Genomic DNA, 11968 nt, shown 5'->3' on the forward strand with positions numbered 1-11968 from the left:
AGTGAAAAACAGAAAAGCGTATTCGATCGTTTTGTTCACGGCAACGGCGCTGACGCCGCACCTGGCTCTGGCGCAGGATGCCGACACCCCTGAAGCGCAAGAAGCAAAGGCCGAAGATCAAACCGGTCTGGGCGACATCGTCGTCACCGCCACTCGTCGCGAAGCGCGGCTCCAAGACGTGCCGGTGGCGGTGACCGCGATCACTGGCGACGCGTTGGCCTCTGCCGACGTCTCCACGGTCAGGACGCTGACGCAGGTGGTGCCCGGTTTCGTCGGCAGCCGCAACATGGGCGTGTTCCAGCCGGTCGTCCGCGGCGTCGGTTCGACGGGTATCTCAATTGGCGACGAACCCAATATAGCGACTTATGTGGACGGCGTCTATCAACCGGAATCGGCTGCGAACTGGATCGACCTGGTCGAGGTCGAGCGTGTCGAGGTCCTGCGGGGACCGCAAGGCACCACATTCGGCCGAAACGCGACCGGCGGGCTGATCAATGTAATCACGCCCGATCCAAGCTTTAATTTCCGGGGTAAAGCGACGGCGCGCTTGGGGCGGATGCGGAATGATGCGGGAGATTACGATGCCCGTTTTTATGTCACCGGTCCTTTAAGCGACTCGGTCGCAGCCGATTTCGCCGGACTTTACCGTAAGAATGAGGGATACATTACCGACTTGATACGGGGAGGTGGCTTGGGTGACCAGCGGGTCATCGATCTCCGCAGCAAGGTACTTTTTAGAGCCAGCGACGCCCTCGACATTATCTTGACCGGAGAGTATTTCGATCAAAAAGGCACCACGAACTCTCCTCAGCCGCTTGATGGCAATACGGCAGGCCGCAGGTTCGCCGGCGTCATCCTTCCGACGGACGCTTGGCAGGCTTCGCTCACGAAGGAGCCGACTCTCGACCTAAAGCGCTACTCGGCGGCGCTCCACACACGGCTCGATCTCGGGTCTGTCGCGCTAGATACGACGACAGGGTACATGTTGCTGCGCTGGGATCAGGACACCGATTCCGACGCCTCGAACATCGAGCTCGGCAATTTCCTAGCAGAGTTCAATGTCGAATCCATCAGCCAAGAGATTAAGCTAAATTCGGCTGATCCGGGTCCATTCCAGTGGCTCGTCGGGGGCTATTTCTATCAGTTCGGGGGGAACGCCTTCCTCCAGCCATGGACTGCCGCAAGTCCCGATCTTCCTCTTAGTGGTCCCACGGTGGAACCTGAGCTTGAAGGCCGCTCATTCGCGGGCTTCGCGGAAGGAACCTATGAGTTGCTCTCCGGCCTGTTCTTGACAATCGGCGCCCGCTACACCACCGAAACGCGCAATTTTACACAGCAAATCAACGGCAACGTCGTCGTAGACGACGCTGAGAAGACGTTCAATAAATTCAACTACAAACTGGGCGTCCGCTACGAATTCACCGACAGAACCAGCGTCTACGCCACTTATAGCACCGCATTCAAGAGCGGTGTATTCAACATGGCCGCAGCCAGCGCGACCCCCGTGGCCCCTGAGAACATCAAAGCCGCGGAGTTTGGCATCAAGTCCGATCCTCTAGACTGGCTGCGGACTAATCTTTCGGTTTACTATTATGACTACAAGGATCTACAACTTCAGTCGAAGGACGCTATCGGACCAAGCTATATTTTGCAGAATGCCGCAAACGCTGAGATCTATGGCGGCGAACTGGAAGTCTTTGTCCGTCCAGTCGCGGACCTGACGTTGCGCAGTGCGGTCGCCTACACTCATGCGCGGTATCAAGACTTCCCGAATGCCCAAGGCTTCTTCCCGCGCGCCGACGGCGGCAACAACGTGGTTACATTCGATGCTTCGGGCAATGTGATGACCAGGGCTCCCAAGTGGTCCGGCAACTTCGGCATCGACTGGGGAAGTGACATTGGCGACGGTCGTATTATATTCGCGGGAAACTTGGCCTGGAGTTCGAAGGTCTACTACGACTTCGCGAACATTTTCTCGCAGCCATCCTATACGCTCACGAACGCGTCTGTCAGTTGGATGCCCGAGAACGAGCGGTTCAAGATCGGGCTGTGGGTCACTAATCTGACCAATGAGAAGGTTCTCCAGACGATCAGGCCCGGTGCGCTGGGCACCGATGGGTTCTATGAACAGCCGCGCAAAGTCGGACTGAGCGCGGAAGTTCGCTTCTAGAATTACTAGAAAGCGGTACGGGGCGGCTACAATCGGCTTCTCGCACCTTCGCGAATGGTTATTGAAGCTTGCGCATACGTATTGACGCAAGACCGGAGGGCGGCGGTTTGCCGCCCTCACACATCTTGTGACACGGACCACGAACGTGCTCCACGCCCCGCCTAATGGAGTATCGGAACCTGGCTTCGCAGCCAAAGGAGTAAAGTCTTGGCCATTACGATTCCCCCGCTCAAGCGCAGCGATTTCCTGACTGGCCAGCCGCTTGTCGACGGCAGCGAAGTCTATGGCGACGCTACCTACGCGGTCACTAACCCGGCAACCCGCGAAACGCTGGCGAATGTCGCCAGCTTGGGTGCTACTCAGACACACCGGGCAATTGAGAGCAATTCTCGTGCCTTCATCGATTGGCGCAAACGGCCCGCTCAGGAACGCGCCGGCCTGCTGCATGACTGGCTGACGCTGGTCCGGCACTACCGCCAGGATCTGGGCCTTCTGATAACCGCCGAGCAGGGCAAGCCGCTGGCCGAAGCGCTGGGCGAGGTAGATTACGCCGCCAGTTTCATCCAGTGGTTCGCCGAAGAGGCGCGCCGTGTCTATGGCGAGGTTATTCCAGCCAGCGCTAACCGGCGGATCGTCCTTATTCGCCAGCCGATCGGAGTGGTGGGCGCCATCACGCCATGGAATTTTCCTGCAGCGATGATCACCCGCAAGGTCGCTCCGGCGCTGGCGGCTGGCTGTACCATCACCCTCAAGCCGTCCGAGTTTACCCCCCTGACCGCTTTCGCACTGGCGAAGCTCGCCCTTGAGGCGGGGATTCCGCCCGGCGTATTCAACGTGGTCTGCGGCGATGCTCCCGCAATCGGATCGACTCTGACCAGCCATCCCTATGTCACAAAATTCACCTTCACCGGTTCGACCGCAGTGGGCAAGCTGTTGACCGCGCAATGCGCCACCACGCTCAAGCGGGTCTCGATGGAACTGGGCGGCAATGCTCCGCTGCTGGTGTTCGACGATGCCGATCTCGAACCTGCGGTTGAGGGCGCGGTGGCCTCAAAGTTCCGTAACACCGGACAGACCTGCGTGTGCGCCAACCGCATCCTGGTGCAGAGCGGCATTCATGACCGCTTCGTCGAGGCGCTGGCCGCCAGAGTTAGTGCTTTCCAGGTTGGCAACGGCCTTGAAGGTGCAACCGACCAGGGACCGCTGATCGCCGCATCGGCCCTGGCCAAGGTTCGGGACCATGTCGCCGATGCCGTGGCGCAAGGCGCCCACCTTGTCACCGGCGGCAAGCGCCACGAGGCGGGGGAACTTTTCTTCCAGCCGACCGTGCTGACCGAAGCGAACCCGACGATGCGGCTGGCTGACGAGGAAACCTTCGGGCCGGTGGCCCCGGTGTTTCGTTTCGAAACCGAGGCCGAAGCCCTAGCGCTTGCCAATGCTACGCGCTCGGGGCTGGCGGCGTACGCCTTCACCCGCGACATCGACCGCGCTTGGCGGGTTGTCGAAGGCCTTGAGACCGGGATGGTCGGCCTAAATAACGGCATCGTCTCGACCGAGACCGCCCCGTTTGGCGGCATCAAGGAATCAGGACTGGGCCGGGAAGGTTCGCGGCACGGCATCCAAGAATTCCTGGAGATGAAGACAATCAGTCTTGGGGTCCGGCCCGAGAATGAGGTGTAAGCGGAATGCGCTCCCGAGGAGCCGAGATTTTCCTTGCTCAATGCGGAATGCATTGTATGACGTAGCTAAAAGACCGGGAGACGGAATTCTGCATGCCCTTCAAGGTTAGGCCTTGCGCGAATTTGACCGCCCAGAACGCGCAGGAAAGTCTCCTGCCGTGAAGCGCATGGTCGTGGGGATTACCGGCGCAACCGGCTCGGTCTATGGATTTCGCCTGCTTGAGCTGCTGCGCGAGACGGGCGGTTGGGAAACCCATCTTGTGATGTCTCAGGCGGCGCTGCTCAACATTCGCGAGGAGCTGCCCGAAGGCAAGGCGCGGCTCGAAGGGCTGGCCGATGTGGTGCACAACGTCCGCAACGTCGGCGCCTCTATCGCCAGCGGTTCGTTCGTGTGCGAAGGCATGGTGATCGCGCCCTGTTCAATGCGCACGCTGGGCGCGGTGGCACACGCCCTATCCGACAACCTAATCACCCGCTCCGCTGACGTGATGCTGAAGGAACGGCGGCGTCTGGTGATGATTACCCGTGAAGCGCCGCTCAATCTGGCGCATTTGCGCAACATGACGGCCTGCACCGAAATGGGAGCGGTGATCTTCCCGCCGGTGCCGGCCTTCTATTCGCGGCCTACCTCGCTGGCGGAGGTGGTCGATCACAGCTGTATGCGGGTGTTGGATCTGTTCGAACTTCACGCGAAGTCGGAGAAACGCTGGCAAGGCCTGAGCAAAGAGGCGGCAAGCCTCGTTCCTGCTTTGGCGCAAGAAGAAGGGAACTAGAGAATGGCGTGGGATGTGAGCCGTCGCACCGTCATGAGCGGGGGGGCCGTGGGAGCGGCAGTGGTCGGTCTGGGTATCGGACGCAGCGCCTGGGCGAAGCGACCAATCAAGACCATTGTCATTGAGGAAGCGGAAGTGCCTGAAAGCCGGCTCTTTGCTGAAACCTTCGTCAACTCTGGACGCGCGGCGAAGATCATCCGGATTGACCGGTCGCTCAATGGCCTTCTGCATGAACTTGCCATTGCCGAAGGTGTGCTGGTCGGCCTTACTTCCGACCCTGCGGCGATGATTGCCGAGCAGATCCTGGTGGCCGACGGTGCCCGTCCGCTGCTGCAGTGGACCCATCATTACCGCAAGATGCGGTGGGAACACCGGACCGAGGGTGCTCCGGCTCTCCTGGCGCGGGCCAGCACCGGCTGGCCAACCGTTCTAGCCCACCACATGCAGGATGCGCTGTTCGGCGATCGGCAGACTGCTGAACTACGCTGCGAATCCGGACACTGCAGCCTTGATGGCAAGAGCCCCGGCATGCTGGTTTCATGGGCATTCGAAGTGGGAGTACAACAGTCGTGAGCACGGGCATGCCCCAGGGCGTCGACGCCGCAACCTTTAGCAAGGCTCTGGACGAACTGGCGGCTATCGTCGGCAAGGAATGGGTCTTCGTCGATGAACTGCCGCTGTCGGCCTATCGCGACGCCTATTCACCGCTGGCCGATGGCGAAATGCTTCCCTCGGCTGCCGTGGCCCCCGCCAATATGGAGCAAATACAGCAGGCGCTGAACGTTTTCAACGCCTACAAGCTGCCGATCTGGACCTTCGGCAACGGTCGCAATTTCGCCTATGGCGGTCCTGCCCCACGCCAATCCGGTTATGTCATGTTCGACCTCAAGCGGATGAACCGCATTCTCGAGGTCAACGAGAAATACGGCTATGCGCTGGTCGAACCGGGCGTTTCCTATTTTCAGCTTCACCGCCATCTGCGCCATATTGGCAGCAAGCTGTGGGTCGATCCTGCGGCACCAGGTTGGGGCGGTGTCATGGGTAACGCGCTTGAACATGGCGCGGGTTACACCCCCTATGGCGATCACTTCGTCATGCAGTGCGGCATGGAAGTGGTCCTTGCCGACGGTCAGGTGGTGCGCACCGGTCAGGGCGCGATCGAGGGGTCGCAGCATTGGCAATCCACCAAGCATGCAGCCGGCCCGCATTTCGATGGCATGTTCACCCAGTCCAATTTCGGCATTGTTACCAAGATGGGTATCTGGTTGATGCCCGAACCGCCCGCCTACAAGCCGTTCATGATCACTTACGAGCGCGAGGGAGACCTTGCCGCAATCTTCGATGCGGTGTTGCCGCTGAAGGTCAACCAGGTTATCCCCAACGCAGCCGTGGCGGTTGACCTGTTGTGGGAAGTGTCTGCCAAGACCACGCGGCGCCATTACTTCGACGGCAAGGGCCCTATCCCAGATTCGATCCGCAAGAAGATCGCGTCGGATCATGGGCTAGGCATGTGGAACTTCTATGCCGCGCTGTACGGCCCGCCGCCGATCATCGAGAACAACTGGAAGCTCGTCGAGGAAGCGATGATGAGCATCCCTGGCGCCAAGCTGCACCTTGACCGCGAAAACGACCCCGCCTGGGACTATCGGGTGCAGTTGATGCGAGGCGAGCCGAACATGACGGAGTTCAGCATCATGAACTGGATCGGCGGCGGCGGACATATCAACTTCTCGCCGATCTCGGCACCCGACGGCAAGGAAGCGCTGAGCCAGTACAACCTGATCAAGCAGCGCTGCCACGATTTCGGGTTCGACTATATCGGCGAATTCCTGGTCGGGTGGCGCGACATGCACCACATCCTGATGATCATGTACGATCGCGCCGACGAGGGCATGCGCAAGAGCGCCTATGACCTGTTCGGCAAGTTGGTCGATGAAGCAGCCAGTGCGGGTTTCGGCGAATACCGCACCCACCTCGCCTTCATGGACCAGATCGCCAAAACCTATAAGCACAACGACGGAGCGCTCTGGGATTTGCACCACCGTCTCAAGGACGTGCTCGACCCCAACGGCATCCTCTCCCCCGGCAAGCAGGGGATCTGGCCCCAGGCGATGCGCAACCAAGCGTAATCACCCAGTCGGCTGAACAAAGACTTCAAGGATTGAATGACCATGACGCAAATTGAGCACTGGATTGGCGGAGCCGCCGTTGCCGCATCGAACGGTGCCTACTTCGACGACCTCAACCCGGTCGACGATTCGGTCTATTCCCGGGTGCCCGCCGGCACCGCTGAAGACGTGCACCGCGCGGTCGAAACAGCCCATCAGGCCTATCTGCAACACCGCGACCTGACCGCGGCGGTGCGTGAAGGGTGGATCGCGAAAGCCGCCGAAATCATGGAGCGCGATACCGCCAAGTTTGCCGACGTGCTGGTTGACGAGATCGGCTCGCCGATCGCCAAGGCCGGATTCGAAACCCGCTTTGCAATCAGTTTCCTGCGCGCGGCGATCGGTGTTCCGCGCCGGGTCCGGGGCGAAACCATCCCTTCGGACACGCCAGGGCGGTTCAGCATGAGCCTGCGCCAGCCAGTCGGCGTGGTCGCCGGCATCACCCCATTCAACGTGCCGCTAATCAAGGGCATCAAACAATCAGCCATGGCTCTGGCGACCGGCAACGCTTTCGTGCTTCTGCCTTCCGAAGCGGCCCCGATGGTGGCCGACCTGCTCGCCAAGCTGTGGAAGGAAGCTGGGGTTCCCGACGGCCTGTTCAACGTGGTCTACGGCAATGGCGCTGAAATCGGCGATGTTCTGACCGGACATCCGAAGGTCGCATCAATCACCTTCACCGGTTCCTCGCGCGTTGGCAAACACATTGCCGAGATCGCCGCCCGCAATCTCAAGAAATACACGCTGGAACTGGGCGGCAAGAGCCCGCTGGTGATCTGCGCCGACGCCGATCTCGACAAGGCGGTCAACGCCGCGCTGTTCAGCATTTTCATGTACCAAGGCCAGGTCTGCATGGGGGCATCGCGGATCTATGTCGAACGGCCGATCTTCGACCAGTTCGCCAAGGCCTTCGCCGCCGCGACAGGCCGCGCCAAGAGCGGCGACCTGCGCGAGCCGACCACCATGCTGGGGCCGATCATTTCCGAACGCCAGCGCGAGCGCGTCCGCCGCCACATCGACGATGCCCGGTCCAAGGGCGCCGCGGTGCTGGCCGGCGGCGAGTGGAGCGGAAACAGCTGCGCGGCCACCATCCTGAGTGGTGTTACCGCGGAAATGACCGTGTTCGAGGAGGAAACCTTCGGGCCGGTGACCTCGCTCTATCCGTTCGACACGCTCGAGGAGGCGCTCGAACTCGCCAACAACACCGAATACGGCCTCAGCGCCTCGATCTTCACCGGCGATCTCGACAAGGCGCTGGCCTTTGCCCAGCGGGCCGAAGCGGGGATGGTCCACATCAACGCGCCGACCCTGCACGACGAGCCGCACGTTCCGTTTGGCGGGACCAAGGCATCGGGTTTTGGCCGCGAAGGGACCGAAGCCGATCTCGAAATTATGACCGAATGGAAATGGGTCACGATCCAGTCGGCGACTGCGGCCGCGGGCGGACACTGACAGGCGGGATGCAACGGCAATGAACGATCTTCCCAACCGCGCCCGGTCGATCTCCTCGCTGCGCGATTTCCTCGAACTGCTCGAGGATTCGGGCCAGGCCATCACCTGGAGCGATCCGGTGATGCCCGAACCCGGCGTGCGCAACATTGCCGTTGCCGCCTCGCGCGATGCTAACGGCGCGCCGGCGATCGTGTTCGACAACATCACCGGCTATCCCGGCAAGCGCCTGGCGGTGGGCGTTCATGGTTCCTGGGACAACATCGCCCTGCTTCTGGGCCGACCTAAAGGCACGACAATCCGCGAGCTGTTCTTCGAGATCGCCGGCCGCTGGGGCGATCAGGAAGCGCAGATCAGCTTTGTTCCTGAAGCCCAGGCCCCGGTGCACGAATGCCGGATCGAACAGGACATCAACCTTTACGATGTCCTGCCGGTCTATCGGATCAACGAATATGATGGCGGGTTCTACATCGGCAAGGCCTCGGTCGCCTCGCGCGATCCGCTCGATCCAGACAATTTCGGCAAGCAAAATGTCGGCATCTATCGCCTGCAGATCCAGGGGCCGGACAGCTTCACCCTGATGACGATCCCCTCCCACGACATGGGACGTCAGATCATGGCGGCCGAACGGGAAGGCGTTCTGCTCAAGATTGCGGTCATGCTGGGCAATCATCCCGGCCTTGCGGTGTTTGCTGCCACCCCGATCGGCTACGAGGAATCGGAATATTCCTATGCCTCGGCGATGATGGGCGCGCCGATCCGGCTGACCAAATCGGGCAACGGGATCGACATCCTGGCCGACAGCGAAATCGTGATCGAGGCCGAGCTGCAACTGGGCGAACGCGAGCTGGAAGGGCCGTTCGGCGAATTTCCCGGTTCCTACAGCGGCGTGCGCAAGGCGCCGATCTTCAAGGTCACGGCGGTGTCGCACCGGCGCGATCCGATCTTCGAGAACATTTACATCGGGCGCGGCTGGACCGAGCACGATACGCTGATCGGCCTGCACACCTCCGCCCCGATCTATGCCCAGCTGCGCCAGAGCTTCCCCGAAGTCACCGCGGTCAACGCGCTTTACCAGCACGGACTGACCGGGATCATCTCGGTCAAGAACCGCATGGCCGGCTTTGCCAAGACGGTCGCGCTGCGCGCGCTGAGCACGCCGCACGGCGTGATGTACCTCAAGAACCTGATTATGGTCGATGCCGATGTCGATCCGTTCGATCTCAACCAGGTGATGTGGGCGCTTTCGACCCGGACCCGTGCGGACGATATCATCGTGCTGCCCAACATGCCTGCCGTGCCGATCGATCCTTCGGCAGTGGTCCCGGGCAAGGGGCACCGCCTGATCATCGACGCGACCAGCTATCTCCCGCCCGATCCGGTGGGTGAAGCGCACCTTGTCACCCCGCCGACCGGGGACGAGATCGACGCCCTGAGCAAGCGGATCCGCGAAATGCAGCTGGGAGCCCTGTCATGACCACCACCATCTGCGGGCGCTGCAAATCGAGCGGCGCTGTCACCGATCATCAGGGCAGGCAGGACGGCGCGGTGGTGTGGACGATCCTGCGCTGCCCGACCTGCAACTTTTCCTGGCGCGACAGCGAACCGGCCCGCGCTATCGACCCGGCTGTGCGCTCGGCCGATTTTGCCGTCGATGCCGGCGATCTCCAGCGTTATCCCAAGATTCTCCAGCAATAAGGCTTCCAACGCCATGATCGATCAAGCCCGCCAGACGGCCACGCTCGGCCTCCTCGCCCAGGCACTAGGCAAGGAGGCCATCGATACCAACCCACAGACCCTGGCCCGCTATGCTACCCAGAGGATGGCACCGGCAGGCGTGGTGCTTCCGGCCGATGAAGCCCAACTTGCCAAGGTGCTGGAAGCCGCGCGCACCAGCGGCGGTGTGGTCCAGACGGTCTGCAACGGTGCCTACGGACTTGAAAAAGCCGTACAGGACAAAGTGATCGTCCTTGACCTGCAGAAGATGAACAAGGTTCTCGAGGTCAATGACCAACTGGCCACCTGCCTAGTCGAACCGGGTGTCACCTTCCGCCAGCTCGATGCCCACATCAAGGAAAAGGGAATTAAGCTGTGGGTCGACTTTCCCGGCAATCCCGATGAAAGCGTGGCCGCCAGTTTCGTCAACCGCCGCCCCGGCTACACCCCCTATTCCGATCACTTCCTGATGCAGTGCGGGCTCGAGGTCATGCTGGCTGATGGCAAGATGGTGCGCACCGGCATGGGCGCCATGCCCAAGAGCACCTGCTGGCAACTGTTCAAGTTCGGCTATGGCCCTTGGGTTGATGGCTTGTTCACCCAGTCGGATTTCGGGGTGGTGACCAAGGTGGGCATGTGGATGATGCCGCAGCCCCCGGCGCACCAGGCCTTCATGGTTTCGGTCCCCAAAGAGGACGATCTGGGCGCATTGCTGGACGTGCTCGGGCCGCTTAAGCTCAACATGGTGGTGGCCAATGGCGTCGCGGTGGGCAATGCGCTCCACGAAGCGGCCCTGCTCGGCAAGCGCCGCGCTGATTTTGAGGGCCACGGGCCGATGGCGGCAAGCGCGGTCAAGGCCGCTGGTGAGGTGCTCGGACTGGGCTACTGGAACCTTTACGGATCGCTCTATGGATTGCCCGGCAACGTCGCGATCTTGTGGGACATGGTCAAGGGTGCGTTCTCGTCGATCAGCGGCGCAAGGGTCATTACCGATGGCGAGGGCATCGATCCAAAGCTGTGGGCCTGGCGGATGGGCACGATGACCGGGGTGGTTGCCGAGCCCCCGGCCAGGACCGAGGGCTGGAGCGGCGACATGGCGCTTACGGTCAACCCGGTCAGCCCTGTGGATGGCGAGGAAGCCGTCAAGCTTTATGAACTGTCGCGCGATATCTGTGCCAAGAACGGCTTCGACTTCGTTGGCGAAACCACCGCGATCTGGCGTTCGGCCAACCATCGCCAGGTGCTGTCCCATGCCGCCGGGAAGGCCGAGGATGCGGCACGGGCCAAGACTTGCGCCGAAGCCCTGATCGCCGCGCAGGCCGAGGCCGGCTTCGGCCAGATCCTGACCGACCCCGGGCTGGGGAAGGCGGTTGCCAAGACCTATGAAAAGGGTGGCCGCTCGGCCCTGCATGCGCGGGTCAAGCAGGCGCTCGATCCCAACTCGATCTTTGCCTCGGTCTGAGCCGATACGTCGCCATGTCTGCGGAGGTACAATGAACAAGCTCCTCACCCTTTCGCTCCTCGCCGCGCTTGGCGCCTGTTCGGCCAAACAAGGCGAAATGGTGGTGGACGGTTCGGAGAACTATGAGCGCTACTGCGCCGGTTGCCACAACCCCGGCCCGGGCCACCCTGGCACCATGCTGCTGGCCGAAAAAGGTGTTCGGGTGCCGTCGCTCATCGGTCGCAAGGACCTGGATTACGATTACCTCCATTCGGTCGTTCGCCAGGGCCTGATCGAAATGCCGCCGTTCCGCCCGACCGAATTGTCGGACACGGAGATCAAGCAGATCTACGATCACATCATGGCGCAGAAGCTTCCCGCTGCGAAGGCTCAACCTGCCAAAAACAGGGCACCGTGAAGTCAAATAAAACTGGGCGAGAAAGCTGGCCAGGGTTCATATGGCTGAACTTGGTACAACGCCAATGGAGTATGCGAATAGCCGGTCGTTCTGGTGAGTACGCACCTCGTGTTTGTTCGTCTTCATTATCGATGGCTACGATACGCAAATTATCGCT

10 protein-coding genes are annotated in these 11968 nt (G+C 61.2%); all 10 read left to right on the plus strand.

What is annotated here, in order from left to right; translation table 11 throughout:
• Position 1 precedes the first annotated feature (1 nt).
• Positions 2 to 2170 (plus strand): TonB-dependent receptor, encoded by a 2169-nt coding sequence (locus tag IEX64_RS21945; protein WP_188823303.1) that lies wholly within the window; start codon positions 2 to 4, stop codon positions 2168 to 2170.
• Between the two features lie 207 nt (positions 2171 to 2377).
• Positions 2378 to 3850 carry an NAD-dependent succinate-semialdehyde dehydrogenase gene (locus IEX64_RS21950; RefSeq protein ID WP_188823305.1) on the plus strand — a complete coding sequence of 491 codons (1473 nt, stop codon included), beginning with the start codon at positions 2378 to 2380 and terminating at the stop codon, positions 3848 to 3850.
• A 166-nt stretch (positions 3851 to 4016) separates the two neighbouring features.
• Positions 4017 to 4622, plus strand: a complete 606-nt coding sequence (locus tag IEX64_RS21955) for a UbiX family flavin prenyltransferase (protein ID WP_229710643.1) — start codon at positions 4017 to 4019, stop codon at positions 4620 to 4622.
• Between the two features lie 3 nt (positions 4623 to 4625).
• Entirely contained in the window at positions 4626 to 5195 is a 570-nt protein-coding gene (locus IEX64_RS21960; protein WP_188823309.1) for a hypothetical protein, read from the plus strand.
• The gene (locus IEX64_RS21965; RefSeq protein WP_229710642.1) at positions 5192 to 6751 is read left to right on the plus strand and encodes an FAD-binding protein; all 1560 of its coding nucleotides are present in this window, start codon (positions 5192 to 5194) and stop codon (positions 6749 to 6751) included. Before IEX64_RS21960 ends, IEX64_RS21965 begins: the two co-directional genes overlap by 4 nt.
• A gap of 42 nt (positions 6752 to 6793) precedes the next feature.
• Positions 6794 to 8239, plus strand: a complete 1446-nt coding sequence (locus IEX64_RS21970) for an aldehyde dehydrogenase family protein (RefSeq protein WP_188823312.1) — start codon at positions 6794 to 6796, stop codon at positions 8237 to 8239.
• Between the two features lie 19 nt (positions 8240 to 8258).
• Positions 8259 to 9713, plus strand: coding sequence for a non-oxidative hydroxyarylic acid decarboxylases subunit C (locus tag IEX64_RS21975; protein WP_188823314.1), 1455 nt, complete (start codon positions 8259 to 8261; stop codon positions 9711 to 9713).
• A complete protein-coding gene (locus IEX64_RS21980) occupies positions 9710 to 9934 on the plus strand; it encodes a non-oxidative hydroxyarylic acid decarboxylases subunit D (protein ID WP_188823316.1) in 225 nt (74 codons plus the stop codon). The genes IEX64_RS21975 and IEX64_RS21980 overlap by 4 nt, the downstream gene beginning before the upstream one ends.
• A 13-nt stretch (positions 9935 to 9947) precedes the next feature.
• Complete coding sequence (locus tag IEX64_RS21985) at positions 9948 to 11414, plus strand: FAD-binding oxidoreductase (protein WP_188823318.1); 1467 nt, start codon at positions 9948 to 9950, stop codon at positions 11412 to 11414.
• 31 nt (positions 11415 to 11445) lie between these two features.
• A complete protein-coding gene (locus IEX64_RS21990) occupies positions 11446 to 11811 on the plus strand; it encodes a c-type cytochrome (RefSeq protein ID WP_188823320.1) in 366 nt (121 codons plus the stop codon).
• The last annotated feature ends 157 nt before the right edge of the window (positions 11812 to 11968 follow it).

Source organism: Novosphingobium indicum, assembly GCF_014645195.1.
Classification (GTDB): Bacteria; Pseudomonadota; Alphaproteobacteria; order Sphingomonadales; family Sphingomonadaceae; genus Novosphingobium; species Novosphingobium indicum.

Coding starts and splice junctions, on each gene's coding strand:
- IEX64_RS21955 (WP_229710643.1), top strand. CDS start 4,017: ATGGTCGTGGGGATTACCGGCGCAACCGGCTCGGTCTATGGATTTCGC.
- IEX64_RS21960 (WP_188823309.1), top strand. CDS start 4,626: ATGGCGTGGGATGTGAGCCGTCGCACCGTCATGAGCGGGGGGGCCGTG.
- IEX64_RS21970 (WP_188823312.1), top strand. CDS start 6,794: ATGACGCAAATTGAGCACTGGATTGGCGGAGCCGCCGTTGCCGCATCG.
- IEX64_RS21975 (WP_188823314.1), top strand. CDS start 8,259: ATGAACGATCTTCCCAACCGCGCCCGGTCGATCTCCTCGCTGCGCGAT.
- IEX64_RS21980 (WP_188823316.1), top strand. CDS start 9,710: ATGACCACCACCATCTGCGGGCGCTGCAAATCGAGCGGCGCTGTCACC.
- IEX64_RS21985 (WP_188823318.1), top strand. CDS start 9,948: ATGATCGATCAAGCCCGCCAGACGGCCACGCTCGGCCTCCTCGCCCAG.
- IEX64_RS21990 (WP_188823320.1), top strand. CDS start 11,446: ATGAACAAGCTCCTCACCCTTTCGCTCCTCGCCGCGCTTGGCGCCTGT.